The 25,865-nt window shown below is 66.6% G+C and carries 23 protein-coding genes; 10 read left to right on the forward strand and 13 right to left on the reverse strand.

Translation table 11 applies throughout. The annotated features are described in order from the left end of the window. The first annotated feature begins 236 nt into the window (after positions 1-236). Entirely contained in the window at positions 237-671 is a 435-nt protein-coding gene (locus tag Q6A47_RS21895; protein ID WP_029612856.1) for an acyl-CoA thioesterase, read from the forward strand. Here the strand turns inward: Q6A47_RS21895 and Q6A47_RS21900 are convergent. The 4 genes from Q6A47_RS21900 to Q6A47_RS21915 form a co-directional block, all read right to left on the reverse strand. Continuing rightward, a complete protein-coding gene (locus Q6A47_RS21900; RefSeq protein WP_304485366.1) occupies positions 661-1,317 on the reverse strand; it encodes a response regulator in 657 nt (218 codons plus the stop codon). The genes Q6A47_RS21895 and Q6A47_RS21900 overlap by 11 nt on opposite strands. A 118-nt stretch (positions 1,318-1,435) precedes the next feature. Continuing rightward, positions 1,436-2,239: a CheR family methyltransferase gene (locus Q6A47_RS21905; RefSeq protein WP_304485367.1), complete on the reverse strand. Its 804-nt coding sequence runs from the start codon at positions 2,237-2,239 to the stop codon at positions 1,436-1,438. 214 nt (positions 2,240-2,453) lie between these two features. Then, positions 2,454-2,924: a YMGG-like glycine zipper-containing protein gene (locus Q6A47_RS21910; RefSeq protein WP_039581397.1), complete on the reverse strand. Its 471-nt coding sequence runs from the start codon at positions 2,922-2,924 to the stop codon at positions 2,454-2,456. 166 nt (positions 2,925-3,090) lie between these two features. After that, on the reverse strand, positions 3,091-3,894 hold the full coding sequence (locus tag Q6A47_RS21915) for an AraC family transcriptional regulator (protein ID WP_304485368.1): 804 nt from the start codon (positions 3,892-3,894) through the stop codon (positions 3,091-3,093). 300 nt (positions 3,895-4,194) lie between these two features. Between Q6A47_RS21915 and Q6A47_RS21920 the strand changes: the two genes are divergently transcribed. From Q6A47_RS21920 to Q6A47_RS21940, 5 genes are read left to right on the forward strand one after another with little or no spacing between them, the layout of a single operon-like run. Next, a complete protein-coding gene (locus tag Q6A47_RS21920) occupies positions 4,195-5,811 on the forward strand; it encodes an APC family permease (protein ID WP_304485369.1) in 1,617 nt (538 codons plus the stop codon). A gap of 21 nt (positions 5,812-5,832) precedes the next feature. Continuing rightward, positions 5,833-6,759, forward strand: a complete 927-nt coding sequence (locus Q6A47_RS21925; protein ID WP_304485370.1) for a 4-hydroxyproline epimerase — start codon at positions 5,833-5,835, stop codon at positions 6,757-6,759. Between the two features lie 43 nt (positions 6,760-6,802). Further along, positions 6,803-7,750: a dihydrodipicolinate synthase family protein gene (locus Q6A47_RS21930; RefSeq protein WP_116889674.1), complete on the forward strand. Its 948-nt coding sequence runs from the start codon at positions 6,803-6,805 to the stop codon at positions 7,748-7,750. A gap of 59 nt (positions 7,751-7,809) precedes the next feature. Beyond that, positions 7,810-9,387: an aldehyde dehydrogenase (NADP(+)) gene (locus Q6A47_RS21935; RefSeq protein ID WP_304485371.1), complete on the forward strand. Its 1,578-nt coding sequence runs from the start codon at positions 7,810-7,812 to the stop codon at positions 9,385-9,387. A 2-nt stretch (positions 9,388-9,389) separates the two neighbouring features. Further along, the gene (locus Q6A47_RS21940; RefSeq protein ID WP_304485372.1) at positions 9,390-10,637 is read left to right on the forward strand and encodes an NAD(P)/FAD-dependent oxidoreductase; all 1,248 of its coding nucleotides are present in this window, start codon (positions 9,390-9,392) and stop codon (positions 10,635-10,637) included. Between the two features lie 57 nt (positions 10,638-10,694). On the opposite strand, the gene Q6A47_RS21945 is transcribed toward Q6A47_RS21940, so the two are convergent. Both Q6A47_RS21945 and fdhD read right to left on the reverse strand, forming a co-directional pair. Beyond that, a complete protein-coding gene (locus Q6A47_RS21945; RefSeq protein ID WP_295481216.1) occupies positions 10,695-13,049 on the reverse strand; it encodes an FdhF/YdeP family oxidoreductase in 2,355 nt (784 codons plus the stop codon). Between the two features lie 4 nt (positions 13,050-13,053). Then, the gene (fdhD, locus tag Q6A47_RS21950) at positions 13,054-13,884 is read right to left on the reverse strand and encodes a formate dehydrogenase accessory sulfurtransferase FdhD (RefSeq protein WP_304485373.1); all 831 of its coding nucleotides are present in this window, start codon (positions 13,882-13,884) and stop codon (positions 13,054-13,056) included. Positions 13,885-14,062: 178 nt separating this feature from the next. Here fdhD and lysM point away from each other — a divergent pair, with 178 nt between their 5' ends. Further along, positions 14,063-14,503 (forward strand): peptidoglycan-binding protein LysM, encoded by a 441-nt coding sequence (gene lysM, locus Q6A47_RS21955; RefSeq protein WP_304485374.1) that lies wholly within the window; start codon positions 14,063-14,065, stop codon positions 14,501-14,503. A 43-nt stretch (positions 14,504-14,546) separates the two neighbouring features. Here lysM and yrfG read toward each other — a convergent pair whose 3' ends face one another. Then, a complete protein-coding gene (yrfG, locus tag Q6A47_RS21960) occupies positions 14,547-15,209 on the reverse strand; it encodes a GMP/IMP nucleotidase (protein ID WP_304485375.1) in 663 nt (220 codons plus the stop codon). 65 nt (positions 15,210-15,274) lie between these two features. Here yrfG and nudE point away from each other — a divergent pair, with 65 nt between their 5' ends. After that, the gene (gene nudE / locus Q6A47_RS21965; RefSeq protein WP_029612833.1) at positions 15,275-15,841 is read left to right on the forward strand and encodes an ADP compounds hydrolase NudE; all 567 of its coding nucleotides are present in this window, start codon (positions 15,275-15,277) and stop codon (positions 15,839-15,841) included. Beyond that, positions 15,838-16,665, forward strand: coding sequence for a 3'(2'),5'-bisphosphate nucleotidase CysQ (gene cysQ / locus Q6A47_RS21970; RefSeq protein WP_304485376.1), 828 nt, complete (start codon positions 15,838-15,840; stop codon positions 16,663-16,665). The genes nudE and cysQ overlap by 4 nt, the downstream gene beginning before the upstream one ends. Before the next feature lie 13 nt (positions 16,666-16,678). Here the strand turns inward: cysQ and Q6A47_RS21975 are convergent, their stop codons facing one another. From Q6A47_RS21975 to rfbA, 6 genes are read right to left on the reverse strand one after another with little or no spacing between them, the layout of a single operon-like run. Then, entirely contained in the window at positions 16,679-17,134 is a 456-nt protein-coding gene (locus tag Q6A47_RS21975) for a YiiD C-terminal domain-containing protein (protein ID WP_304485377.1), read from the reverse strand. Beyond that, complete coding sequence (locus Q6A47_RS21980) at positions 17,131-18,537, reverse strand: sigma-54-dependent transcriptional regulator (RefSeq protein ID WP_304485378.1); 1,407 nt, start codon at positions 18,535-18,537, stop codon at positions 17,131-17,133. Before Q6A47_RS21980 ends, Q6A47_RS21975 begins: the two co-directional genes overlap by 4 nt. Continuing rightward, entirely contained in the window at positions 18,534-20,348 is a 1,815-nt protein-coding gene (locus tag Q6A47_RS21985; protein WP_039581367.1) for a sensor histidine kinase, read from the reverse strand. Before Q6A47_RS21985 ends, Q6A47_RS21980 begins: the two co-directional genes overlap by 4 nt. Before the next feature lie 37 nt (positions 20,349-20,385). Continuing rightward, positions 20,386-21,246, reverse strand: a complete 861-nt coding sequence (gene rfbD, locus Q6A47_RS21990; RefSeq protein WP_304485379.1) for a dTDP-4-dehydrorhamnose reductase — start codon at positions 21,244-21,246, stop codon at positions 20,386-20,388. Continuing rightward, positions 21,243-21,788 carry a dTDP-4-dehydrorhamnose 3,5-epimerase gene (gene rfbC / locus Q6A47_RS21995; RefSeq protein ID WP_029612831.1) on the reverse strand — a complete coding sequence of 182 codons (546 nt, stop codon included), beginning with the start codon at positions 21,786-21,788 and terminating at the stop codon, positions 21,243-21,245. Before rfbC ends, rfbD begins: the two co-directional genes overlap by 4 nt. Then, the gene (gene rfbA, locus Q6A47_RS22000) at positions 21,785-22,660 is read right to left on the reverse strand and encodes a glucose-1-phosphate thymidylyltransferase RfbA (RefSeq protein WP_116889657.1); all 876 of its coding nucleotides are present in this window, start codon (positions 22,658-22,660) and stop codon (positions 21,785-21,787) included. Before rfbA ends, rfbC begins: the two co-directional genes overlap by 4 nt. A 204-nt stretch (positions 22,661-22,864) precedes the next feature. Between rfbA and Q6A47_RS22005 the strand changes: the two genes are divergently transcribed. Beyond that, positions 22,865-25,789 carry an aminotransferase gene (locus Q6A47_RS22005; RefSeq protein WP_304485380.1) on the forward strand — a complete coding sequence of 975 codons (2,925 nt, stop codon included), beginning with the start codon at positions 22,865-22,867 and terminating at the stop codon, positions 25,787-25,789. Positions 25,790-25,865: the final 76 nt, after the last annotated feature.

Raw genomic sequence — 25,865 nt, forward strand, 5'->3', positions numbered from 1 at the left:
CAAGGCCGCTCCCACAGGGTCCGTACAGCCCCATGTTTCAGGGTTTGCGCGGACTTTGTGGGAGCGGCCTTGTGCCGCGAAAGGGCCGCGAAGCGGACCCAGCATTCTTTAAGTGAACAGCATTACGCCCCTCGGGGCGGCTTTTTTGTGACTGGCGAGGGCGCTGCGCGTGCCTCTGGAGTGTCTTCGGGCAAATGTGGGAAGCTTGTTTTCCCGCCACCCGCTTTGGATACCCCATGACCGAGTCCATCCAGCGCAGTGCCTTCTCGCATTTCCACCCCATCCTCACCCGCCCGCAGGACAACGACCACAACGGCCACATGGCCGGCTCCACCGTGCATGCCCTGTTCGAAACCGCCATCCAGGCTTTTCTGGTCGAGCAGGCCGAACTCGACCTGCGTGAAGGCGAGCTGGCGGCGTTGGTGGTCAGTTCGGCGGCCGATTTCTTCGCCTTGCCAGGCTTCCCCGATGTGCTCGAAGTGGCGCTGGGTGTCTCGCGCCTGGGTGGCAGCACCGTCGAGTTCCGTCTGGCACTGTATCGTCCGGGTGAGTCAGAAGCCTGCGCGATGGGCCGAGTGGTGCAAGTGTTCGTCGAGCGCGCCACGGGCCGTGCTGCACCGCTGCCCGAAACCCTGCAATTGATCCTGGCCGGGTTGTCGCTCAATCGTTGAGGCAGATGATGCCCTCGCGGACGGCGAACAGCACCAGTCCGGGGACATCGTGGATCTGCAGGCGGTGCATGATCTGCGAGCGATGGGCTTCGACGGTCTTGACGCTCAGGCCCAGGCCATCGGCGATCGAACGGGTGCTTTCGCCCCGCGCGATCAGGCGCAGGATCTCCAGTTGGCGTGGGGTCAGCGGGGCCTGTGCGGGGCTGGCCGGGCGCTTGCGGTTGTGCTTGAGGGCCTGGCCGATGACCATCGGCAGCACCGTCGATGACAAGTACTGACCGCCACTGCGCAAGGTCTGCAAGGCCTGTTCGAATTCGCAGACCGTGGCGCTTTTGAGCAGGAAACCCTGTGCGCCGAGCTGCAGGCAGTTCATCACATGCTCCAGCTCCGAGCGCGTCGACAGCATCAGCACGCGGCTGCCCGGTACGCGGATGAACAGCTCTTGCAGCACTTGCTGGCGGTTCAGGGTGTCGCTGTTCATGTCCAGCACGACGATTTCCGGCCGCAGCTTTTCCGCCAGGGCCACGGCGCTCATGGCATCGCTGGTGTCGGCTACGACGGCGTATTCCTTCTTCTGTTCGAGCAGGGCGCGCAGGCCGGCGCGGAAAAGGGGCGAGTCGTCGGCAAGCAGGATTCGGCAAGGCATGGGTCAAGGCCTGTTTCGCAAGGGAAGGGGGGCGGCAGGCCTGCTCGATCCACAAGCGCACTGCCGCGCGGGAGCGCGACCAGTCCTTGTCTGCCGTTCGATGCGGCAGTGCTGTTCATCATAAGCGTTCGAACACTGACGGCAGTATCGGCCGCAGTGGCAGGTCCAGGCCGTGGATGCTTTCGCTGTGACCGATCATCAGCAGCCCGCCGGGGCGCAGGTGGGGCATCAGGCGCAGCAGCACATCGGCCTTGCATCGCTGGTCGAAACCCGCGAGCAAATTGCGCAGCAGGATCGCGTCGAACTCACCCAGACCATCCGGCAATGGCTGGATCAGATTGATGTGCTCGAAGCGTACTCGCTCCCGCAGACCGGAGGCGATCTGTAGACGACTGGCAGGTGGCTCGGCACCACACAGGCAGTAGCGGCTCATCCAGCCGGGGGGGAAATAGCGTGCCTGGGACAAGTCGTAGCGGCCACTGGCGGCCTGTTGCAGCAAGCCACTGTCGTAGTCGCTGGCCAGGACTTCCCAGCCGGTCGGTACGCTCTGGTCGGCCACCATGGCCAGGCTCCAGGCTTCCTCGCCACTGGCGCAGGCGGCGCTCCACAGACGCGGTGGATGATCCAGGCTCGGCAGCCAGCGAAACAGATGCTCGAAGTGGCGGTGTTCGCGGAAAAAATAGGTGTCGCGGGCGATCAGCAGGCTCAACAGCAACGCCTGTTCGGCAGGCTGTTCGTCGACACGCTCGAGATAGGCGTCGAAGCTGGTCAGGCCGTGGTGTTGCAGGCGCGATTGCAGGCGACTGGCGACCACCGCGCGGCGCTCGTCGGCCAGGCGATAGCCCGTGGCCTGGCAGACCCGCTGACGGATACGCTCGAAGCAGGCCTGGTCCAGCGCTGGAGGGCAGGTGGCGTCCGTCATCCTAGGGCCTCCCGGGGCCGGGCTGGCATGTTGGATCGACGATGCTCGTGCGCATTCCCTGCGTCCCGTGTTCTGATGGCGGATGGGAAATCATATCCAGTGACTCTCGGCCTCCATATCGGGGAGGCCCCTAAGCCCTGTCATTTGCCCAAACGCAAAGACCTCGCCGGGTGAGGGCGAGGCCTTAGGTGTCAGGCGTAGGGCGTGGCGTGTATCAGTGCCGACCGTGGCGCCCGTGCTTGCGGTGGCCGTAGTGGCGATCACGAGGGCCGTGGTCCCAGTGGCGACGGTCGTCGCGGCGGTAGCGGCGATCGTCCTGGTCGGCGCGATTGCCCATGTAGTTGCCCAACGCGCCACCGGCGCCGCCGCCGGCCGCTGCGCCCACCAGGCTGCCGGTGCTGCCGCCCAACTGGCGACCCACCACGTTACCGCCCGCTGCGCCCAGTGCGCCGCCAATGGCCGCTTCACCGCGCTGGCGTTTGTCGGCGCCGACGGCGCTGCCCGCTGCACCACCCAAGCCCGCACCAATGGCCGAGCCGGTGTTGCCGCCGATGGACTGGCCGACCACCGAGCCGAGTACCCCGCCCAATGCGCCGCCAACGCCGGCTTCGGTGGTACCGCCGGCCATGGCAGCGCCGCTGAGCAGGCCGAGAGACAACAACAGAATCGAGGAGTACTTCTTCATCAACAGAGCCTCATAGGGATGACGAGGCGGAATTTGCCGCTCGAAGGAGGGGCTGGCAACGAAAATCCGACGATTGGCACGAGTTGTACACAATCTTCTAAGTTGTTGATTTGTGTATGAAACTTTGTGCTTTTTCGGCAGTCCTAGATTACTTCACGTGCCTCGTTCAGCACCGATTCGGCACTGCGTCGCCTGCGCTGCGCGAGGTGGCCTGACGATACTGGCGTGGGGTGAAGCCGGTCAGTTGCTTGAACTGACGACTGAAGGCGCTGTGATCGGTGTAGCCGCACGCCATCGCCACCTCGGTGATCGGCCTGTCGCTCAGCAACAGCCGATGCGCCTGCTCCAATCGCGCCTTGTGGATCATCTGCCGCGGTGTCAGGTGGAACACCCGTTTGCAGTAGCGCTCCAGTTGGGCCACGGAGATCCCAGCGATGTGGGTCAGCTCGCGCAGGCTGATCGGCTGATGGAAGTGCCTGCGGATATGCTCGTCCACCGCCGCCAGGCGTCGGTAGGCGGGGTGGCGGTCGGCAGCGGCCTGCAGGTCGACCGAAATGCCCACCAGGCCGATGATCTCGTCCAGATGATTGTAGAGCGGGCGCTTGTGGGTCAGGCACCAGCCCGGCTCGCGGCTGCCGTACAGGTGCAGCTCCAACTGGTCCTCCAGCACCCGACCCTCCTGCAACACCCGCCGGTCCTGCTCGGTATAGCCCGGTCCCAACTGCGCCGGGAACACCTCGGCGCTGGTCTTGCCCAGCAGTGGCTGCAGGCGCCTCAAGCCGCAACGCTGCACCAAGGTGCTGTTGGCCAGCACATAACGTGCTGCCGGATCCTTGATGAAGATCGCAGCGTTGGGGATGGCGTCGAGGATCGGCAGCAGCAGCGACACGCCCGCCAGCAAGGCCTCCAAGGTGGCCGGGCGGGACTGCTCGAGAGACTGGTACAGGGTGGCCAGTGGCAGATCGTTCATCGGTCGATTCTTGGTTGAACAAAAGGGCCGCACCCGGCCTGCTCGGGCATTCGCCTGAAGCACGCAGAGCTGTCGAGGTGCGATCGACAGCCTAGCCGTGGCCCGCCCTGGCACGCCAGCGTTTCAGCCGACTGTGCCGATATCGTCATTGCATCTGCCGAAAACCATCAAGAAGCCAGCCCGCGCTCGGTTCACTCTGTTACTGCGCAACACCGCCCTGCGTTCAGCACGATCGCGGCGCCTAGCCGCCTCGGGTGACATCAGACCTGCCTATCCAATAACCAACAACAAGGCGCAACCATGTCAGGCAAATTCAAGAAACAGTTATCCCTGCTGGACCTCACGTTCATCGGCCTCGGCGCGATTTTCGGCTCCGGCTGGCTGTTCGCTGCCAGCCATGTCTCGGCCATCGCCGGCCCAGCCGGGATTTTCTCCTGGCTGCTGGGTGGTTTCGCCGTGCTGCTGTTGGGCATCGTCTATTGCGAGCTGGGCGCCGCCCTGCCACGGGCGGGCGGCGTGGTGCGCTATCCGGTGTATTCCCACGGCCCGCTGCTGGGTTACCTGATGGGCTTCATCACCCTGATCGCCTTCTCCAGCCTGATCGCCATCGAAGTGGTTGCCTCACGCCAGTACGCCGCTGCCTGGTTCCCGGGATTGACCAAGACCGCTTCCAGCGATCCCACCGTGTTGGGCTGGCTGGTGCAGTTCGCCTTGCTCGCGCTGTTCTTCTGGCTCAATTACCGCAGCGTGAAAACCTTCGCCAAAGCCAACAACCTGATCAGCGTGTTCAAGTTCATCGTGCCGCTGCTGGTCATCGGCGTGCTGTTCACCTTCTTCAAGCCCGCCAACTTCGAGGTCCAGGGATTCGCGCCGTTCGGCCTCTCCGGTGTGGAAATGGCGGTGTCGGCCGGAGGCATCATCTTCGCTTACCTGGGCCTGACCCCGATCATCTCGGTGGCCAGCGAAGTGAAGAATCCCCAGCGCACCATCCCCATCGCCCTGATTCTGTCGGTGCTGCTGTCCACGGCCATCTATGCCCTGCTGCAATTGGCCTTTCTAGGCAGCGTACCGACCGAGATGCTGACCAACGGCTGGGCCGGGATCACCCGCGAACTGGCGCTGCCGTACCGCGACATCGCCCTGGCCCTGGGCGTAGGTTGGCTGGCCTACCTGGTGGTGGCCGACGCCGTGATCTCGCCCAGCGGCTGCGGCAACATCTACATGAACGCCACGCCCCGGGTGATCTACGGCTGGGCGCAGACCGGCACCTTCTTCCGCTACTTCACCCGCATCGACGCACAGTCCGGCATCCCGCGTCCGGCCCTGTGGCTGACCTTCGCGCTGTCGGTGTTCTGGACCCTGCCTTTCCCGTCGTGGGAAGCGCTGATCAACGTGGTCTCGGCGGCGCTGGTGCTCAGCTATGCCGTGGCACCGGTGAGCGTGGCCGCGCTGCGTCGCAGCGCTCCGCAGATGCCACGCCCGTTCCGGGTCAAGGGCATGGCGGTGCTCGGCCCGCTGTCATTCATCATCGCGGCGCTGATCGTCTACTGGTCCGGCTGGAGCACGGTGTCCTGGCTGCTGACGCTGCAGATCGCGATGTTCGTGCTGTACCTGCTGTGCCGCCGTTTCGTCCCCACCGAGCACCTGTCGCTGGCTCAGCAGGTGCGCGCCTCGGCCTGGCTGATCGGCTTCTACGCGATCACCTTGCTGTTGTCGTGGCTGGGCAGCTTCGGCGGCCTGGGGGTGCTCGGCCACCCGCTGGACACCGTCGTCGTCGCTGTCTGTGCGCTGGGAATCTACTACTGGGGCGCCGCCACCGGCGTGCCGGCCGCCCTGGTGCGCCTGGAGGGCGATGACGAAAGCGAAAGCGCTGCCGACACCGTCACCGGCCCGCCGGCCGCCGCTGCGTTCTCCTGACCTTCGCCACGGACCTTGCCCATGAAACGACTCCACATCATCGATTCCCACACCGGCGGCGAACCGACCCGCCTGGTCATGCAAGGCTTTCCCGCCTTGCACGGGCGCAGCCTGGCCGAGCAGCGCGACGAGTTGCGCGAACGGCACGATCACTGGCGCCGCGCCTGCCTGCTCGAACCGCGCGGCAACGACGTGCTGGTCGGCGCGCTGTACTGCCCGCCGGTATCGCCTGACGCCACCTGCGGGGTGATCTTCTTCAACAACACCGGCTACCTGAACATGTGCGGCCACGGCACCATCGGCCTGATCGCCTCGTTGCAGTACCTGGGCCTGATTGGCACAGGTCTGCACAGGATCGACACGCCGGTCGGCCAGGTCAGCGCCACCTTGCACGAGGACGGTGCCATCACCGTCGGCAACGTGCCGTCCTACCGTTATCGCCGCCAGGTGGCGGTGACGGTGCCGGGGCATGGCGTGGTGCACGGCGACGTCGCCTGGGGCGGCAACTGGTTCTTCCTGGTTTCCGAGCATGGTCAGCGTCTGGAACTGGACAACCGCGAGGCGTTGACCGCCTACACCTGGACGATGCTCGAAGCGCTGCAGGCGCAGGGCATCACCGGCGAGCAGGGCGCGCCCATCGACCATGTCGAGCTGTTCGCCGACGACCCCCATGCCGACAGCCGCAACTTCGTGATGTGCCCCGGCAAGGCCTACGACCGCTCGCCCTGCGGCACTGGCACCAGCGCCAAGCTGGCCTGCCTGGCGGCGGACGGCAAGCTGCAGCCCGGCCAGGTCTGGACCCAGGCCAGCATCACCGGCAGCCAGTTCCACGGCCGCTACGAGCCGCATGGCGAGGGTATTCGCCCGTTCATCACCGGCCGCGCCTACCTCACCGCCGACAGCACCCTGCTGATCGACGAGCACGACCCGTTCGCCTGGGGCATCTGACCCCGGTTTCTTCTTCCACTGAACAGCCTCAGGAGCAATCACAATGACCGACAACATTTTCAGCGGCACCATGCCCGCGCTGATGACCCCCTGCACTGCCGACCGTACACCCGACTTCGACGCGCTGGTGCGCAAGGGCCAGGCGCTGATCGAGGCGGGCATGAGCGCCGTGGTCTACTGCGGCTCCATGGGCGACTGGCCGCTGCTGACCGAAGCCGAACGCCAGGAAGGGGTGGCGCGTCTGGTGGCTGCGGGTATTCCCACCATCGTCGGCACGGGCGCGGTGAACACCCGCGAGGCGGTTTCCCATGCTGCCCACGCGGCGAAGGTCGGCGCCGCTGGCCTGATGGTCATTCCCCGGGTGCTGAGCCGCGGCGCCTCGCCGACCGCCCAGAAACATCACTTCTCGGCCATTCTGGCGGCCGCACCGGCGCTGCCGGCGGTGATCTACAACAGTCCTTACTACGGCTTCGCCACCCGCGCCGAGCTGTTCTTCGAACTGCGCCGCGCGTTCCCCAACCTGATCGGCTTCAAGGAGTTCGGCGGCGGTGCCGACCTGCGTTATGCCGCCGAACACATCACGTCCCAGGATGACCAGGTGACGCTGATGGTCGGTGTCGACACCCAGGTGGTGCATGGCTTCGTCAACTGCAACGCCACGGGTGCCATTACCGGCATCGGCAATGCCTTGCCTCGCGAAGTCCTGCAGTTGGTCAGTCTCAGCCGTGCAGCCGCCAAGGGCGACGCCCGTGCCCGTCGCCAGGCCCGTGAACTGGAGTCGGCGCTGGCCGTGCTTTCGTCGTTCGACGAGGGCTGCGACCTAGTGCTGTATTACAAGCACCTGATGGTGCTCAACGGCGACCGCGAGTACAGCCTGCACTTCAACGAAAGCGATGAACTGAGCGTCGCCCAGCGTCACTACGCCGAACAGCAGTACGCGCTGTTCCGCACCTGGTACGCCAACTGGTCGGCCGAGCAGAACCTCGCCTGAGCCCACCCTGGGCTGCCTCGCGGCCCGTTTTCCCCTTCATTGAATGTTCAGGAGACGTCATGAGGCTCACCGGTAACCTGCTGCTCGGCCAGACCTCGACACCCGGCGTCGGCGCTGCCGTTCACGCCATCAACCCAGCCACGGCCCAGCCTCTGGAGCCGGCCTATCCCGGCGCCAGCCGCGAGCAGGTGGCCCAGGCCTGCGCGCTGGCCGAGGCTGCGTTCGACACCTATCGGGAAACCACGCTCGAGCAACGGGCGCTGTTTCTCGACGCCATCGCCAATGGCATTGAAGCGCTGGGCGATGAGCTGGTCGAACGCGCCGTCGCCGAAACCGGCCTGCCCGAGGCGCGCATTCAGGGTGAGCGCGGGCGCACCTGCCAGCAACTGCGCCTGTTCGCCCGCGTGGTACGCGCCGGCGAATGGCTGGACGTGCGGATCGATCCGGCCCTGCCCGAGCGCCAACCGTTGCCGCGTCCGGACCTGCGCCAGCGCCAGGTGGCACTCGGTCCGGTGGCAGTGTTCGGCGCCAGTAACTTCCCCCTGGCCTTCTCGGTCGCCGGTGGCGACACCGCCTCGGCGTTGGCTGCCGGGTGCCCGGTGGTGGTCAAGGCCCATGGCGCCCATCCAGGCACCAGCGAGCTGGTGGGCCGTGCGCTGGCGCAGGCGGTGAGCGATTGCGGGCTGCCGGAGGGCACCTTTTCGCTGCTCTATGGCGCGGGGCATGAGGTGGGCATCGCGCTGGTCAGCGACCCGCGCATCAAGGCGGTCGGTTTCACCGGATCGCGCACCGCGGGCATCGCCCTGTGCCGGGCGGCCCAGGCGCGTTCGGAGCCTATCCCGGTGTACGCCGAGATGAGTTCGATCAATCCGGTGTTCCTGTTCGAAGCGGCATTAGGCGCACGGGCCGACGCGCTGGCACAGGGTTTCGTCGCCTCCGTGACCCAAGGCGCCGGGCAGTTCTGCACCAACCCCGGCCTGGTCATCGCCCGTCAAGGCCCCGACGTGCAGCGCTTCATCGACGCGGCCAGTGCGCAATTGCGTCAAGTCGCAGCGCAGACCATGCTGACCCCGGCTATCCATCAGGCCTATGAGACCGGCGTCGGCCGGTTGCGCGCCCATCCCCAGGTGCAGGCCGTCGCCAGTGGGCTGGCCGGGGAGGGGCCGAATCAGGGCCAGGCCCAGCTGTACGTCACCCAGGCTGACGCGTTCCTGGCCGACCCTGGACTCGCGCACGAGGTATTCGGCGCGGCGTCGTTGCTGGTGGTGTGCCGTGACGATCGGCAAGTGCATCAAGTGGCCGAACGTCTGGAGGGGCAGTTGACCGCCACGCTGCATCTGGACGCGGCCGATATCGACAGTGCCCGCCGCCTGTTGCCGGTGCTGGAGCGCAAGGCCGGGCGGATTCTGGTCAACGGCTGGCCGACCGGCGTGGAAGTCTGCGATGCCATGGTCCATGGCGGGCCGTTCCCGGCCACCTCCGATGCCCGCACCAGCTCAGTGGGCAGCGCCGCGATCCTGCGCTTCCTGCGCCCGGTGTGCTACCAGGATGTGCCCGATGCCTTGCTCCCCCAGGCGTTGCAGCAGGGCAATCCACTGAGGCTGGGGCGCTTGCTCGACGGCAGACGGGAAGCGTGAGCATGGATCAGCCGCTGGATACCGATATCGCGGTGGTGGGGGCAGGCATCATCGGGGTCGCCTGCGCCCTGCAACTGGCCCGCCAGGGTCGCCGGGTGATGTTGATCGATCGTCAGCCGCCGGGCATGGGGGCCTCGTATGGCAACGCCGGGCACCTGGCCAGCGAGCAGGTGTTTCCCATCGCCGACTGGTCGATCTGCAAGCGCCTGCCGGGCATGCTGCTGGACCCGATGGGCCCGCTGCGCCTGGACTGGAAATACCTGCCTAAGGCGCTGCCGTGGTTCGCCCGGCTGTTGCTCAACCTGCGTCCGGCACCCTACCAGCGCACGGTGGCCGGCCTGCGTCGGCTCAACGAAGGCAGTCTGTCGGCGTGGCAGCGATTGCTGGCCTCGATCGGGCAGGGCGAGCTGTTCCAGGGCGATGGCTCGTTGCTGGTGTACGAGCGGCCCGAGTCGCTGCAACCCTTGGTCGCCCTGCGCACGCGCATGCAGGCGCAGGGCGTGCCGGTGGACCTGTGGTCGGCCGAGCGCTTGCACGAGACGGCGCCGCAGTTGAGCGACAGGCTGCTCGGTGGCTTGTTCTTCCCCAACACCGGACATTTCGTCGATCCGTATCGGCTGCTCCGTGCGCTGTTCGACGCGGCCCTGGCCCACGGCGTGCGCTTCGTCCAGGCCGAGGTCCAAGGTGGACAGGTGCACGCCGAGCAGGTCCAGTTGAGCGGCGACCACGGCAGGATTGCGGCCCGACAGGTACTGATCTGCTGCGGTGCCCATTCGGCTCACCTGACGCAGGCATTGACCGGCCAGCGGGTGCCGTTGGACACCGAACGCGGTTATCACCTGATGTTGCCGAACGAGCGGCAGCGCCTGCCCGTGGCGGTCACGTCCTGGGAGCGCCGCTTCATCATGACGCCCATGGAGGGCGGGCTGCGGCTGGCGGGCACGGTGGAATTCGCCGGATTGCAGGCGCCGCCCAACCTGCCGCGCGCCTGGCAACTGCATCGGTTGAGCCAAGGCCTGTTCCAGCGTGAGTTGTCTGCCGAAGGGGCGACTCCGTGGATGGGCATGCGGCCCTCGCTGCCCGATTCGCTGCCGGTGATCGACCGAGCATGCGCGGGCCGCGTGTTGCTGGCTTTCGGGCACCAGCACCTGGGCCTGACCCAGGCCGCGCTGACGGCCGAGTGGGTGGGCCGTTTGGCCGATGAAGCCGCTGGCCCGGAAATGGCAGCCTATCGTCTGGATCGCTTCTGAAACGAGGCGGCCGCGCGACCCATGAGGACAGCGCGGCCGCCGTCGATAGCGCGCAGGTCAGGCCACGCGAATGATCTGGCCGTTTTCGCGTGCGGCTTCCAGCCGGATGGCGATGAACTTCGACGTCGGCGTGTGGCTGCCGTCGCCGATGCTCTCCAGCGGCACCAGCGGGTTCACCTCAGGGTAGTAAGCCGCCGCCTGGCCTGCCGGAATATCGAAGGCCAGCAGGGTGAAACCGTGCACACGGCGCACGTGCTCATCGCCCCACAGCGACACGATGTCGACCTTCTGCCCCGGTTTGAAGCCCAGGCGGATGATGTCGGCCTCGTTGGCGAACAGCACCTCGCGCTGGCCGCGCACGCCGCGATAACGGTCGTCCAGGCCATAGATGGTGGTGTTGTACTGATCGTGCGAGCGCATCGATTGCAGGATCAGGTCCGGCAGTTGGCCGCTGGCGCGTACGCGCTCGTCGAGCAGGCTGTCCGGCAGCAGGTTGGCCCTGAAGTTGGCGCGTCCGGTGGTGGTCTTCCACTGCCGTTCGCCGGCGCTGTTGCCCAGGTAGAAACCACCCGGCTGGTGCAGGCGCTGGTTGAAATCGGTGAAGCCGGGAATGGTGTCGGCGATCAGGTCGCGGATGCGGTCGTAGTCGGCCACCATCCAGTTCCAGTCCACCGGATGGCTGCCCAGCGTGGCGGCGGCGATGCCGGCGATCACCGCAGGCTCGGAACGCATCTGCCGCGACAGGGGGCGCAACTGGCCGTTGGAGGGGTGAACCATGCTGAACGAGTCTTCCACCGTCACCGCTTGTGGGCCTTCGCCTTGCATGTCGATGTCGGTGCGCCCCAGGCATGGCAGGATCAGCGCCTGCTGGCCGTGGATCAGGTGGCTGCGGTTGAGCTTGGTGCTGATGTGCACGGTCAGTGCGCAGTTGCGCAGCGCCTGGGCGGTGCGCTCGGTGTCGGGCGTCGCCTGGGCGAAGTTGCCGCCCAGGCCGATGAACACCTTGGCCCGACCTTCGAGCATGGCGTGGATCGCCTCGACCGTGTTGTGGCCGTTGCTGCGCGGGACCGGGAAGTTGAAGCGCCGTTCGATGGCATCGAGCAGGGCCACCGGTGGGCGCTCGTTGATGCCCATGGTGCGGTCGCCCTGCACGTTGCTGTGGCCACGCACCGGGCACAGGCCAGCGCCCGGCTTGCCGATGTTGCCGCGCAGCAGCATCAGGTTGACGATTTCCTGGATGGTCGGCACCGAGTGGCGGTGCTGGGTGATACCCATGGCCCAGCACATGATCACGCGCTTGCCCTTGCAGTACATGCGCGCTGACAGCTCGATATCGTCAAGCGTCAGGCCTGACTGCTCGACGATCTGCGCCCACGGCGTGGCCTCGACCACGGCCAGGTACTCGTCCACGCCCTGGCCATGCTCGGCGATGAAGGCGTGGTCGAAGATCGCTGGCTCGCCCTTGGCCTGGGCCTCGCGTTCCCATTGCAGGAGGAATTTGGCCATGCCGCGCAGCAGCGCCATGTCACCACCCAGGGCCGGGCGGAAGAACGCGGTGTTGGTCGGGCGGTCGCTGTTGAGCAGCATTTCCAGCGGGTGCTGCGGGTGTTGGAAGCGCTCCAGGCCACGCTCCTTGAGCGGGTTGACGCAGACCACCTGGGCGCCGCGCTTGACCGCATCACGCAGCGGATCGAGCATGCGCGGGTGGTTGGTGCCGGGGTTCTGGCCGAGCACGAAAATCGCGTCGGCATGCTCGAAATCGTCGTAGGTGACGGTGCCCTTGCCCACGCCGACGCTCTGGCCCAAGGCCACGCCGCTGGCCTCATGGCACATGTTCGAGCAGTCGGGGAAGTTGTTGGTGCCGTAGGCGCGCACGAACAATTGGTACAGGTAGGCGGCCTCGTTGCTGGCGCGCCCGGAGGTGTAGAACTCGGCCTGATCCGGCGACTCCAGCGCCTTGAGGTGTTCGGCGATCAGCGCGAAGGCGGCGTCCCAGTCGATTGGCCGGTAACGGTCGCTGGCTGGCTCGTAGACCATCGGCTCGGTCAGTCGGCCCTGGTATTCCAGCCAGTAGTCGCTCTGCTCGAGCAGTGCGCTGACGCTGTAGCGGGCGAAGAAGGCGGCGTCCACGCGGCGCTTGGTCGCTTCCCAGTTGACCGCCTTGGCGCCGTTCTCGCAGAACTTGACCATGCCGCTTTCCGGCGAATCGCCCCAGGCGCAGCCGGGGCAGTCGAAGCCGCCATGCTGGTTGGTCTTGAGCAGGGCGCGAATGTTCTTCAGCGCGTTGTCGCTGCCGACCCAGGCCTTGGCCACGCTGCGCAACGCGCCCCAGCCACCGGCGGCGCCGTGGTAGGGCTTGTAGCGAGGGCTGGAAGCAGGGGCGTTGTCTGGAACTTTCTCGTAGGAGGTCACGGCTTTACGACTCCGCCGCGGGGCTGAACACCCGCGGTGCGCTGTGTTTGGGCAGATGGATGAGGTTGAGGTTGTGCTGGCGCGCCCACTGCAGGGCAAGGCCTGTGGGCGCAGAAAGACTGACCAGGGTCTGGATGCCGGCGCGCAGGACTTTCTGGATCAATTCCAGGCTGCAGCGGCTGGTGACGATGGCCAGGCCGCCCTGGGTGTCGATGCGCTGGCGCAGCAGGGCGCCGATCAACTTGTCCAGGGCGTTGTGTCGACCAATGTCTTCACGGCCCAGCAGCAGTTCACCGGTGCGGTCCATGAACAGCGCGGCATGCACCGCGCCACAGTGCTGGCCGAGCGGCTGGAAGGCGTCGATGCGTCGGCGCAGATCGTCCAGCCACTGCACCGGCGGCAGCGGCGCGCCGGGCAGGCGTTGCAGCGCTGGCAAGGCCTGCTCCAGGGCTTCGACGCCACACAGGCCGCAACCGCTGGTGCCGGCCAGCTGGCGGCGCTGGTCCTTGAGGTTCCAGAATGCGCGGCTGGAGATTTCGACATCGGCGTACAACGCCGAGCCGCTGCCGGAGAGCTTGACGTCGTAGATGTCTTCGAGGTTGGCGACGATGCCGCTGCCGATGCTGAAGCCGACGGCGAAGTCTTCCAGGTCGGTCGGGCTGACCAGCATCACCGCCTGGTTCAGGCCGTTGTAGACGATGGCCAGGGCGACTTCTTCGGCCAGCGGCGTACGCTCGCCCGTCTGGTCGGACAACTGGGCATAGTCGTAGGTGTTGCTGGCGGCGGGCAGGGACAGGGGTGTTGAGGCCGCGCAGACCGGAGGCTTGCTGTTCATCGGGACGGATCACCGGCGGCTGGTATACGCATACAAGCCTAGTGCCAGTCGCTGTGCGGCGTCTAATCGTTAGGTTCTATACCGTGATAGGCCGCGTCGATTGGTCGCAGCAGGCGCCCAGGGAATTCCTCGCCTAGACTGAACCGTTCCGAGCACTCATCTACATAAGGAGCACGTCATGAGCCTGTTCAGTTTCGTCAAGGAAGCCGGCGAGAAGTTGATCGATCTGCTGACCCCTGGCAATGCCAATGCCGAGGAACAGTTGAAGAAGCATGTGCAAAACGTGGGGCTGGGCAATCCGAACATCACGGCCTCGGTCGAGGGCGACAAAGTCATTCTCAAGGGCGAAGTGGCGAGCCAGGAAGAGAAGGAGAAGATCATCCTGGCGGCGGGCAACATTGAAGGTGTGGCCTCGGTGGAGGACCAGATCACCGTCAGCGGTGCGGCCGACAAGGCGGCGCGGTTCGTCACGGTGGAGAAGGGCGATACGCTCAGTGCCATCTCCAAGCGGGTGTATGGCGACGCCAACAAGTACCAGAAGATCTTCGAGGCCAACAAGCCGATGCTGTCGGACCCGAACAAGATCTATCCAGGGCAGGTGCTGCGCATTCCCGACTGAGCCGCGCGCGGTGGTCTTCGCGGGGTCGCCCGCGAAGCGTCCGTCACAGGCCCTGCAACAACGCCCGATAATCCTCGACTGCAGCGAATTCCTGCGTGTCGCGTCGTGCTGCGCGGCTGTCGGGCTGGCGCACGGCGAGCAGATGGCCGACGCCGAACCGGCCTGCGCTGCGCAGGATCGACAAGGTGTCGTCGATGAACAGGCTGCGCGCTGGCTCGAAGTCGATGTCGGCGCGCAGGGCGTCCCAGAACTGCGGGCTCTCTTTCGGGTAGCCGTAGTCGTGGGAGCTGATCATCCGCTCGAAGTAGGGCGCCAGCTCGATGCGTTCGAGCTTGAGCGACAGCGAGTCGCGGTGGGCATTGGTGATCATCACCACGCGCTTGCCGGCCTGGCGCAGCGCGGCCAGGAAGGTGTCGGCGTCCGGGCGCAGGGCGATCAGGTCGGCGATTTCGCGCTTGAGCTCACGGATCGGCAGGCGCAATTCGCGGCTCCAGAAATCCAGGCAATACCAATTCAGCGTGCCCGCATGCTGCTCGAACAGCGGGCGCAGTTCCAGTTCGGCCATGGCCCGGCTCACGCCGTGCAACTCGGCGTAGCGCTGGGGCAGGTGGTCGAGCCAGAAGCGATTGTCGTAGTGCAGGTCGAGCAGGGTGCCGTCCATGTCCAGCAGGACGGTGTCGATGGCGGACCAGGGCAGAACAGGCATGGGAAACTCTCGTCAGGTCGGCAAGCCACGGTATAGTAACCCGTTCATGCCAAGGAGCCGCACCCATGCGCCAGAAACCCACCGTCCTCAGTCGCGAGATCGTCGCCAGCAGCCGTCTGTTCCGGGTCGAAGCCGTGCAGTTGCGTTTCTCCAACGGCAACGAGCGCACCTACGAGCGCCTGGTCGGTCGCGGCAACGGCTATGGTGCGGTGATGATCGTGGCGCTGATCGATGCCGAGCATGCGCTGTTGATCGAGGAATACTGCGGCGGCACCGACGAGTACGAGCTGTCGTTGCCCAAGGGCCTGATCGAGCCGGGCGAGGACGTGCTGGCCGCCGCCAACCGCGAGCTCAAGGAAGAAGCGGGTTTCGGTGCGCGTCAGTTGGAACACCTCACCGAACTGTCGCTGTCGCCTGGCTACATGAGTCAGAAAATCCAGGTGGTGCTGGCCAGCGACCTGTACGAGGAACGTCTGGAGGGCGACGAGCCCGAGCCAATGCGCGTGGACAAGGTCAACCTGCGCGAACTCTCGGCCCTGGCCACCCATCCGCAGTTCAGCGAGGGGCGCGCCCTGGCGGCGCTGTACCTGACCCGCGACCTGCTGATCCAACGAGGGCTGCTGAGCGCATGAACGATCTGCAACTGATGCACGAAGCGGTGACCCTGGCCCAACGCGCGGGCGAGGCGATCCTGCCGTTCTGGCGTACCGACGTCGCGGTCAGCAACAAGGCCGACGATTCGCCGGTCACCGCCGCCGACCTGGCCGCGCACCGCCTCATCGCCGATGGCCTGCACGCGCTGGCGCCGCACATCCCGGTGCTGTCCGAGGAAGACTGCGACATCGCCCTGGCCGTGCGCGAAGGCTGGACACGCTGGTGGCTGGTCGATCCGCTGGATGGCACCAAGGAATTCATCGCCGGCAGCGAGGAGTTCACCGTCAACATCGCCCTGGTGGACAAAGGCGAGGTGGTGTTCGGTGTGGTGGCGACGCCGACCAATGGCCGCTGCTACTTCGGCGGGCGCGACCTGGGCGCCTGGCATCTCACCGCGGGCGGACTGACCCGGGCGATTCGGGTGCGCACCGCAGCACCGGCCGACGCGCGTTTCACCGTGGTCGCCAGCCGTCGCCACACCAGCCCCGAACAGGAGGCGCTGCTGGCCTCGCTGGGCGCTTCGGTCGGCGAGCTGGCGTTGGCGAACATCGGCAGCTCGTTGAAGTTTTGCCTGCTCGCCGAGGGTCTGGCGGACTTTTACCCCCGCCTGGCGCCGACCTCGCAATGGGACACGGCAGCGGCGCAGGGCGTGCTCGAAGGGGCCGGCGGCGAGGTCATCGATCTGGCGGGTCAGCCGTTTCGCTACCCGCCGCGCGAGTCATTGCTCAATCCCTTCTTCCTGGCGCTGCCCAGTGACGCCGAGTGGCGCGACGCGCTGCTGGGGTCGATCCTCGAGCCGTGAGGCAACCTGCTTTCTAGCGATGCAGTACGTATTGGCCGCTGAACACCACAGCGGCTGCTTCGCTGCCCTGGTTGGCGACCGTGGTCTGCAACGTCAGCCGCGCCCGGCCGCGCCGCTGATACAGCGCCAGGAAACGCTGCCAGTCCTTGTCCGGCGGCGCCTCGCAGCAGGCCACGGCGGTGCCGGTGACCGGTGACGGATAACTGATCTGCCCTTCCTGAATGACGATATGCCCATCGTCGATGCCCAGCTCGCGCAAGCGCAGGTGCAGCCAGCCCCAACCCGCCAGCACCGCCGCGCAGTAGAGACTGCCGCCGAACATGGTGCTCTTGTGGTTGACGTTGGGTGCCAAAGGCAGCGCCAAGCGCAGGCGCTGCGCCTGCCAGTCGAGCACCTGCAGGCCCATCTCGGCGGTCAGCGGAATATCGTGGTGCAAGATCTGTTGCAGGTACTGGTTGTCGCGGCTCATGGGCGCGTTTCCTCGTGGTCGTCATGGCCGCCGCTGCCGTCGGCGAAGCTCAGGCCATGTTTGCGCAGCTTGTCGTGCAGGGTCTTGCGGGGAATGCCCAGGGCCTCGGCCAGGCTGCGCATGGAGCTGTGCGGCTGGCTCAGCTCGGCGGCGATGAGCGAGCGCTCGAACTGCTCGACCTGCTCGCTCAGCGTGCCGCCACGCTGAGGCTCGGCGCTGGGGCTGGCAGCGCTGGCCTGCTCGTCCAGGGCCAGCTCCAGGCCCAGGGCGAAGCGCTCGGCGGCGTTCTGCAGTTCGCGCACATTCCCCGGCCACTCGTGGCGCAGCAGCAACGCGCGTTGCGCCGGTTGCAGGGTGTGCGGCGCCAGGCCGTGGCGCTGGCTGGCGGCATCGGCGAAATGCTGGAACAGCACCAGGATGTCGTCGCCGCGCTCGCGCAGCGCCGGAATGCGCAGTGGCGCGACGTTCAGGCGGTAGTACAGGTCGGCGCGGAAGCGCCCCTGATCGGCGGACTGGCGCAAGTCCTCCTTGGTCGCGGCGATCACGCGGATATCCAGCGGGATCAACTGGTTGCCGCCCAGGCGCTCGACTACGCGCTCTTGCAGCAGGCGCAGCAGCTTGACCTGCACATCCAAGCTCATGCTCTCGATCTCGTCGAGGAACAAGGTGCCGCCGTTGGCGAACTCGAATTTGCCGATGCGCCGTTTCTGCGCGCCGGTAAACGCACCAGGCTCATGGCCGAACAGCTCGCTTTCGACCACCGATTCGGCCAGGGCCCCGGCGTTGATGGCCACGAACGGGCCGTCGCGACGGCTCGACAGGTCGTGCAGGGCGCGTGCCACCACTTCCTTGCCGGCGCCGGTCTCGCCGAGGATCAGCACGTCGGCGCGGGTGCCGGCCAAGGCGCCGATCTGCTCGCGCAGGCGCTGCATCTGCGCCGAGTGGCCGACCAGCCGGGTCGACAGTTGCTGGCGGTCGCTCAGGGCCAGGCGCAGGCTGCGGTTGTCCAGCACCAGGCGGCGCAGGGCCAGGGCGCGGCGCACGCTGTCGAGCAGGGCATCGCTGGCGAACGGCTTTTCCAGGAAATCGTAGGCACCGGCGCGCATCGCCTGGACCGCCAGCGGCACGTCGCCGTGGCCGGTGATCAGCAGCACCGGCAGTTCGGCATCGAGCCCGTGCAGTTGTTCGAGCAGTTGCAGGCCATCGATGCCCGGCATGCGAATATCGCTGACCACCACGCCGGGCCAGTCAGGCTGCAGGCGCGCGGCCAGGCCCTGGGCATCGGCCAGGGCGGCGACCTTGAGGCCGGCCAGGTCCAGGGTCTGGCTCAGGGCCTGGCGCAGGTGCGGATCGTCATCGACCAGGATGACCTGGGTTTGGCTGTCGATCAGTGGCTCGGTCATGCCGAGGAATCCTCCGAGGGTTGCAGGTTGGCGCCCGGCGGCGCAACGCGCAGTTGCAGGGTCAGCAGGGCGCCGCCTTCCGGGTGGTTGCCCAGCAGCAGCTCGCCGCCCAGGGCGCGCATCAGGCTTTCGCAGATCGCCAGGCCCAGGCCCAGGCCCTGGGTCCGGGTCTTGGTGGTGAAGAACGGTTCCTTGGCGTGTTCCAGGGCTTGGCGACTGAAGCCCGGGCCGTTGTCGCGGATGTACAGGTAGACGTTGCCATCGCGCTGTTCGGCACTGAGCCACAGGCGCCGCGGATTGGCTTTTTCGGTGAGGGCGTCGAGGGCGTTGGCCAGCAGGTTGCCGAGCACCTGGCGCAGGCGGGTTTCACCGGCCTGCACCCACAAGGTCGCGTCGGGCAGGTCGCGGGTCAATTCCACCGCCATCGCCCGGCGACGCTTGGCCAGCAGCGCCAGGGCATCGTCCAGCGCCGGTTGCAGGGCCACGCTTTCCGGCGCATGGCGGTCGCGGCGGGCGAAGGCGCGCAGGTGCGCGATGATCGAGGCCATGCGCCCGGTCAGCTCGCCGATCAGCTTGAGGTTGCCACGGGCGTCCTCGGTGCGCTGGTGATCGAGCAGCACCTCGGCATTCTCGGCATAGCTGCGAATGGCCGCCAGCGGCTGGTTGAGCTCGTGGCTGATGCTCGCCGACATGGTGCCGAGCACCGACAGCTTGCCGGCCTGGACCAGTTCGTCCTGGGCGCGCACCAGCTCCTGCTGCGCCTGCTCGCGCTCCAGCACCTCGTTCTTCAAGCGCGTGTTGAGCCATTCCAGGTCGGCGGTGCGCGCCACCACGCGGTTTTCCAGTTCCTGGCGGCCACGCGCTTCCAGCTCGATGCGGTCCATGTAGTGACGCCGGCGCTGCATCACCAGACCGGCCAGGAGCATGGTTACCAGCAGGGCGGCGGCGCCGATGGCCATGACCGTCTGCACCGAGCGATCGACCAGCATGCGCGGCGCCAGAATGCTCACCTGCCAGCCGGTTTCCTGGATGTCGCGGGTCTGGGTCAGCCAGGCGTCGGGCTCCAGGTGCAGAGGTTGCGGTGCCTGGGTCGGATACGGCTGGATGGCGATCATCGCCGTGCGCTCCTGCTCGGTCAGCGCGCGGGTGGCGCGGAACCGCCATTCGGGGCGCGAGGTGAGCACTACCACGCCGTTCTGGTCGGTCAGCAGCAGTTGTTCCGGCGTGCGCCCCCACAGGGTTTCGGTGTGGTCCAGGTCCACCTTGACCACCAGCACGCCTACCACTCGCTCACCGTCGCGCACGGCGGCGGCGAAGAAGTAGCCGCGCTTGGCCGAAGTGGTGCCCTGGCCGAAGAAGCGCCCCAGACGGCCCTGCATCGCTTCGATGAAATAAGGCCGGAAGGCGAAGTTGCGGCCGACGAAGCTGTCACGCTTGTCCCAGTTGGAGGCGGCCAGGGTGTTGCCGCTGACGTCCATCAGGTACATCACCTCGGCGCCGGTCTGTTGGGTGATCTCGCGCAGCAGGCGATTGGCGTTGGTCACCGCCTCCAGGCGGAACGGGTCGGCCAGCACCCCGCGCAGGGCCGGCAGGTCGCCAAGGATCTGCGGCAAGGTTTCGTAGCGGTGCAGGGTGCCGAGCAGGTTGGCGACGTAGAGGTCGAGGGTCTGGCGATTCTGCGAGGCCAACTGGTCCTGGTAGTAACGTTCGGCCAAGTGGTGCAAAGGCCATAGCAACGGGGCCAGGCACAGCGCCAGCAGTGCCAGGCTGCGCCAGCGAGGGCGTCGGGAAGGGGTCTGAATCGAGAGCATCGCCAAGTGCGCCAGAAGGATCTGACGCGATTATGCGCTAGTTCAGGCAGTCGTTCAGCGCCTGCTGCCAATGCGGGAGGCTGACGTGCCATTGCTGGGCCAGGCGCGAGCAGTCCAGCCGCGAGTTCAGCGGGCGCTGCGCCGGGGTCGGGTACTCGCTGCTGGGAATCGGCAGCAACTCGGCGCAGGGCAGGCCGCGCGCTTGCAGGTGCGCGGCGATGGCCTGGGCGAAGCCGAACCAGGAGGTCTCGCCCTGGGCCGTGAGGTGATAAGTGCCCCAGGCGCCGGACTCGCCGGACTGCCAGCGTTCGATCAAGGCGCGGGTGCTGGCGGCGAGGGTGCCGGCCCAGGTCGGGGCGCCGATCTGGTCGCTCACTACCTTCAGTTGCGCGCGCTCCTGCAGCAGGCGCTGCATGGTCAGCAGGAAGTTGCGCCCGTGCAGCGAATACACCCAACTGGTGCGCAGGATGAGGTGCTCGCCGCCCACGGCGGTGATCGCCTGCTCGCCGGCCAGCTTGCTCTGCCCGTAGACGCCCAGGGGGTTGGGCGTGTCGGCTTCGGTGTAGGCAGAGGTCTTGCTGCCGTCGAACACGTAGTCGGTGGAATAGTGGATCAGCGGCGCCTTCAGGCGCGCAGCTTCCTCGGCCAGCACGCGCGGGCCTTCGGCGTTTATCGCGTAGGCCAGTTCGGCTTCGCTTTCGGCCTGGTCCACCGCCGTGTGCGCAGCGGCGTTGACGATCAGGTCCGGTGCCAGCCGACGCAGCGGCGCGCGCAGCGCTTCGGGATTGGCCAGATCGAGCTGGTCGCGACCCAGCAGGTGCAGTTCGCCCAGATCGGCCAAGGCCCCGTGCAACGCTTGGGCGAGCTGGCCGTGGTGCCCGCAGACCAGAATCTTCATGGGAACAGCTCCGCGTCTTGCAGCAAAGGCCCAACCTGGTCCTTGGCCGACAGCAGGGGGGCACCCTGCAATTGCCAGTCGATGCCCAGTTGCGGATCGTCCCAGCGGATGCAGCGTTCGGCGGCGGGGTTGTAGTAGTCGGTGGTCTTGTAGAGGAAGTCCGCCGACTCGCTGAGCACCACGAAACCATGGGCGAAGCCCGGCGGAATCCACATCTGGTGCTGATTGTCGGCGGACAGCCGGGTGCTGACCCACTGGCCGAAGGTGGGCGAGCTGCGGCGGATGTCGACGGCAACGTCGAGCACTTCGCCCTGGGTCACGCGTACCAGCTTGCCCTGGGGGTTCTGCACTTGGTAATGCAGGCCGCGCAGGACGCCTCGCTGCGAGCGCGAATGGTTGTCCTGGACGAAGGATGCCTGCACCCCGGTGCGTTCGGCGAAGGCGCGGGCGTTGTAGCTCTCCAGGAAAAAGCCACGGCTGTCACCGAAGACCTTCGGCTCGATGATCAGGATGTCGGGAATGGCGGTGGGAATGACGTTCATGGTGTGTCTTCAGCCAGTTTGCTCAAGTAATGACCGTAGCCGGTCTTTTTCAATTCGTCGGCCTTGGCCAGCAGTTGTTCCTTGCCGATCCAGCCCTTCTGGTAGGCGATTTCCTCCAGGCACGCCACCTTCAGGCCCTGACGGTGCTCGATGGTCTGCACATACTGCGAAGCTTCCAGCAGGCTGTCGTGGGTGCCGGTGTCGAGCCAGGCGAAGCCGCGTCCGAAGCGCTCCACGCGCAGGTCGCCGCGTTGCAGGTAAGCGTTGGTAATGTCGGTGATCTCCAGCTCGCCCCGGGCCGAGGGGCGTACGCCCTTGGCGATCTCGACGACGTCGTTGTCGTAGAAATACAGGCCGGTGACGGCGTAGTTCGAGCGTGGCACGGCCGGCTTTTCCTCGACCGACAGCGCCTTGCCCTGCGCGTCGAACTCGACCACGCCGAAGCGCTCGGGATCCTTCACCAGATAGCCGAACACCGTCGCCCCGCTCGGGCGGCTGACGGCGCGCTGCAACTGTTCGCTGAAGCCTTGGCCATGGAAGATGTTGTCGCCCAGGATCAGGCATACCGAGTCGCTGCCGATGAACGACTCGCCGATCAGGAAGGCCTGGGCCAGACCGTCCGGCGAGGGTTGCTCGGCGTAGCTGAGGTTGATGCCGAACCGACTCCCGTCGCCGAACAGCGCGCGGTACTGCGGCAGGTCCTGGGGGGTTGAAATCAGCAGGATGTCGCGGATGCCGGCGAGCATCAGCACCGAGATCGGGTAGTAGATCATCGGCTTGTCGTAGATCGGCAGCAGTTGCTTGGACACGCTCAGGGTGATGGGGTGCAGGCGAGTGCCGGAGCCTCCGGCGAGCACGATGCCTTTGGTCATGCGATCAGGTCCTTGAAATCGAATTGGCCCAGCGATGTCCGCTCGACGCCGAGCCGCAGCCTCGATCACGTGAGGTCGCCAGGCCGGCAAAGGCTTCATCATAGCGCGTACTGCGGGCGTGCAGTGACAGACTGCAGCGAGCCCCACTTGCGTCCCGGCAAGGGTGATGGCGTCATAGGCGAAATCGAGGCCGAGGTTCGCACCATGCCGCTGCATACCCTGATCCACCGCTCCAGCCTGCCACGCCCCCAGGTTTCCGAGACGCAGGCCCGCCAGGCCTTGCAGGCCTACTACGGTCTGCACGGGTCGCTGGTGCCTCTTGGCAGCCAGCAGGACGTGAATTTCCGGCTGGACAGCGATCAGGGTCGTTTCGTGTTCAAGCTGTGCCACGGCAGTTATGCACGCATCGAGTTGGAGGCCCAGCATGCGGCACTGGCCTACCTGCGCGAGCACGGCCTGCCGGTGCCGGCGGTGCGTGCGGCGTTGGACGGTAGCCGGTTGCTGGCCTTGCAGATCGGTGGCCAGGCCTTGCGCGGGCGCGTGCTCGAGTACCTCGACGGCCAGCCGCTGACGCGTCTGGCGCACCTGCCGCAGCGCTTGATGGCTGAACTCGGTGCCTTGTGCGCCCAGGTGGGCAAGGCCCTGGCTGGCTTCGACCATCCGGGCCTGGAGCGTACCCTGCAGTGGGATCCGCGCCATGCCGGAGTGCTGATCGAACACCTGCTGCCGGTGATCAAGGACCGCGCCCACCGCGAGCGCGTCGCGGAAGTGGCCAGCCAGTCGCAGCGACGCCTGGCGCCGCTGGTCGGGCAGTTGCCCAAGCAGGCCGTGCACCTGGACATCACCGATGACAACGTGGTGTGGGCGCTGGATGAGCACCTGCAATGGCAGGCGCGGGGGGTGATCGACTTCGGCGATCTGTCGCGCACCTGGCGCATCGCCGATTTGTCCGTCACCTGCGCGGCCATGCTCCACCATGCCGCTGGCGATCCGCTGCGCATCCTGCCGGTGGTCGCCGCCTACCAGGCGGTCAACCCGCTGAGCGAAGCCGAGTTGCGCGCCCTGTGGCCGTTGCTGCTGAACCGTTCGGCGGTGCTGGTGCTGAGCAGCGAGCAGCAACTGACGGTCGACCCCGACAACCAGTACATCCGCGACAACATCGCCCATGAGTGGGAGATCTTCAACACCGCCACCGCCCTGCCTGCCGCGCTGATGGAAGCGGCGATCCTGCACGCGGCAGGCATGGCAGCGCAGGCGCCGGACCTGGCTGGCTGCGCGCCGCTGCTGCCGAGCCTGGCGCGGGAGAAGGTCAGCCTGCTCGACCTCGGCGTGCTCAGCCCGCACTGCGACGCTGGCAATTGGCAACAGGCCGGCTTCGACCAGCGTCTGCTGCTCGCCCAGCCCGCGCCGGCCAGCACCCAGTACGGCCAGTATCGCCTGTCGCAGACCCACATCGACCGCCCGGACGAGCCGGCCACCTGTGCCCTGGGCGTGGAGTTGAAGCTGTCCATCGGAACCCTGCTGCACGCGCCCCAGGCGGGCATCTGGCTGAGCACCGGCGATGGGCGCGGCTGTCTGAGCACGGCCCAGTGGGGGCTGTGGCTGAGCGGGCTGGAGCGCACGCCCGAGGACGGCGAGTCGGTGGAAAAGGGCCAGCTGCTCGGTTCCACCTACGGCCTGCTCGGCGTGCAGCTTGCGCTGGACACCGACATTCAGCCGCCGTTTTTTGCCAGGCCGTCGCAGGCGGCCACCTGGCTGGCCTTGTGCCCGTCGCCGGCGGCGCTGCTGGGTTTCGACTGCGACGCCGAACCGCTGGCCGACTCCCAGGCCCTGCTGGCCCGTCGCGATGCCAGCTTCGCCCGCTCGCAGAAGCATTACTACACCCAGCCGCCGCACATCGAGCGGGGCTGGCGCAACTACCTGATCGACATGCAGGCTCGCTCGTATCTGGACATGCTCAACAACGTGGCCGTGCTCGGCCATGGCCATCCGCGCATGGTTGCCGAGTCGGCGCGGCAATGGTCGCTGCTCAACACCAACTCGCGCTTCCACTACGCGGCCATCGCCGAATTCTCCGAACGGTTGCTGGCGTTGGCGCCGCCTGGGTTCGACCGGGTGTTCTTGGTCAACAGCGGCACCGAGGCCAACGACCTGGCGATCCGTCTGGCCTGGGCCTACAGCGGCGGGCGCGACCTGCTCAGTGTGCTGGAGGCCTACCACGGCTGGTCGGTGGCCACCGACGCGATTTCCACTTCGATCGCCGACAACCCGCAGGCCCTGGAAACCCGCCCGGACTGGGTGCATCCGGTAGAGGCACCGAACACCTTCCGCGGACGTTTTCGCGGATCCGACAGTGCGGCGGCCTACTTGCGCGATGTCGAGGCCAAGCTGGCCGACCTGGACGCGCGAGGGCGCCAACTGGCGGGGATGATCTGCGAGCCGGTGTATGGCAATGCCGGGGGTATCTCGCTGCCGCCGGATTACCTGCGCCAGGCCTACGCCCTGGTGCGCGCGCGTGGCGGGGTGTGCATCGCCGATGAAGTGCAGGTCGGCTACGGCCGTCTGGGCGAGCATTTCTGGGGCTTCGAAGAGCAGGGCGTGGTGCCGGACATCATCACCATGGCCAAGGGCATGGGCAACGGCCAGCCGTTGGGGGCGGTGATCACCCGGCGCGAGATCGCCGAGGCGCTGGAGGCCGAGGGCTACTTCTTTTCCTCGGCCGGTGGCAGCCCGGTGAGTTGCCGCATCGGCATCGCGGTGCTCGATGTCATGCGCGACGAGGGGCTGTGGGACAACGCCCGCGAGGTGGGCCGGCATTTCAAGTCGCGCCTGCAAGCGCTGGTGGACAAGCACCCGCTGGCCGGTGCGGCCCATGGCTCGGGGTTCTACCTGGGGCTGGAGTTGGTCCGCGATCGTCACACCCTGGAGCCGGCCACCGAGGAAACCCTGCTGTTGTGCGATCGCCTGCGCGAACTGGGGATCTTCATGCAGCCGACCGGCGACCACCTGAACATCCTCAAGATCAAGCCGCCCATGTGCACCACGCGCGCCAGCGTGGACTACTTTGTCGACTGCGTGGATCAGGTGCTGGGCGAAATCACTGAATTCATGTCGATTAATATCGACTAATTAAACGTCTAATTCATTATTTTAGGCTTTAGTACCCTTTAAATACCGATTTGCATCGGATAAATTGGGCGGCATC

The sequence above is a fragment of the Pseudomonas boreofloridensis genome (assembly GCF_030580795.1).
Classification (GTDB): Bacteria; Pseudomonadota; Gammaproteobacteria; order Pseudomonadales; family Pseudomonadaceae; genus Aquipseudomonas; species Aquipseudomonas boreofloridensis.

Excerpts from the sequence above, each read along its gene's own strand:
- lysM (WP_304485374.1), top strand. The coding sequence starts at position 14,063 with ATGAGCCTGTTCAGTTTCGTCAAGGAAGCCGGCGAGAAGTTGATCGAT.
- Q6A47_RS21900 (WP_304485366.1), bottom strand. The coding sequence starts at position 1,317 with ATGCCTTGCCGAATCCTGCTTGCCGACGACTCGCCCCTTTTCCGCGCC.
- yrfG (WP_304485375.1), bottom strand. The coding sequence starts at position 15,209 with ATGCCTGTTCTGCCCTGGTCCGCCATCGACACCGTCCTGCTGGACATG.
- Q6A47_RS21930 (WP_116889674.1), top strand. The coding sequence starts at position 6,803 with ATGACCGACAACATTTTCAGCGGCACCATGCCCGCGCTGATGACCCCC.
- Q6A47_RS21935 (WP_304485371.1), top strand. The coding sequence starts at position 7,810 with ATGAGGCTCACCGGTAACCTGCTGCTCGGCCAGACCTCGACACCCGGC.
- Q6A47_RS21975 (WP_304485377.1), bottom strand. The coding sequence starts at position 17,134 with ATGAGCCGCGACAACCAGTACCTGCAACAGATCTTGCACCACGATATT.
- cysQ (WP_304485376.1), top strand. The coding sequence starts at position 15,838 with ATGAACGATCTGCAACTGATGCACGAAGCGGTGACCCTGGCCCAACGC.
- Q6A47_RS21905 (WP_304485367.1), bottom strand. The coding sequence starts at position 2,239 with ATGACGGACGCCACCTGCCCTCCAGCGCTGGACCAGGCCTGCTTCGAG.
- Q6A47_RS21940 (WP_304485372.1), top strand. The coding sequence starts at position 9,390 with ATGGATCAGCCGCTGGATACCGATATCGCGGTGGTGGGGGCAGGCATC.
- Q6A47_RS21910 (WP_039581397.1), bottom strand. The coding sequence starts at position 2,924 with ATGAAGAAGTACTCCTCGATTCTGTTGTTGTCTCTCGGCCTGCTCAGC.
- rfbD (WP_304485379.1), bottom strand. The coding sequence starts at position 21,246 with ATGAAGATTCTGGTCTGCGGGCACCACGGCCAGCTCGCCCAAGCGTTG.
- Q6A47_RS21920 (WP_304485369.1), top strand. The coding sequence starts at position 4,195 with ATGTCAGGCAAATTCAAGAAACAGTTATCCCTGCTGGACCTCACGTTC.
- rfbC (WP_029612831.1), bottom strand. The coding sequence starts at position 21,788 with ATGAACGTCATTCCCACCGCCATTCCCGACATCCTGATCATCGAGCCG.
- rfbA (WP_116889657.1), bottom strand. The coding sequence starts at position 22,660 with ATGACCAAAGGCATCGTGCTCGCCGGAGGCTCCGGCACTCGCCTGCAC.
- Q6A47_RS22005 (WP_304485380.1), top strand. The coding sequence starts at position 22,865 with ATGCCGCTGCATACCCTGATCCACCGCTCCAGCCTGCCACGCCCCCAG.
- Q6A47_RS21925 (WP_304485370.1), top strand. The coding sequence starts at position 5,833 with ATGAAACGACTCCACATCATCGATTCCCACACCGGCGGCGAACCGACC.
- fdhD (WP_304485373.1), bottom strand. The coding sequence starts at position 13,884 with ATGAACAGCAAGCCTCCGGTCTGCGCGGCCTCAACACCCCTGTCCCTG.
- Q6A47_RS21980 (WP_304485378.1), bottom strand. The coding sequence starts at position 18,537 with ATGACCGAGCCACTGATCGACAGCCAAACCCAGGTCATCCTGGTCGAT.
- Q6A47_RS21985 (WP_039581367.1), bottom strand. The coding sequence starts at position 20,348 with ATGCTCTCGATTCAGACCCCTTCCCGACGCCCTCGCTGGCGCAGCCTG.
- Q6A47_RS21915 (WP_304485368.1), bottom strand. The coding sequence starts at position 3,894 with ATGAACGATCTGCCACTGGCCACCCTGTACCAGTCTCTCGAGCAGTCC.
- Q6A47_RS21895 (WP_029612856.1), top strand. The coding sequence starts at position 237 with ATGACCGAGTCCATCCAGCGCAGTGCCTTCTCGCATTTCCACCCCATC.
- nudE (WP_029612833.1), top strand. The coding sequence starts at position 15,275 with ATGCGCCAGAAACCCACCGTCCTCAGTCGCGAGATCGTCGCCAGCAGC.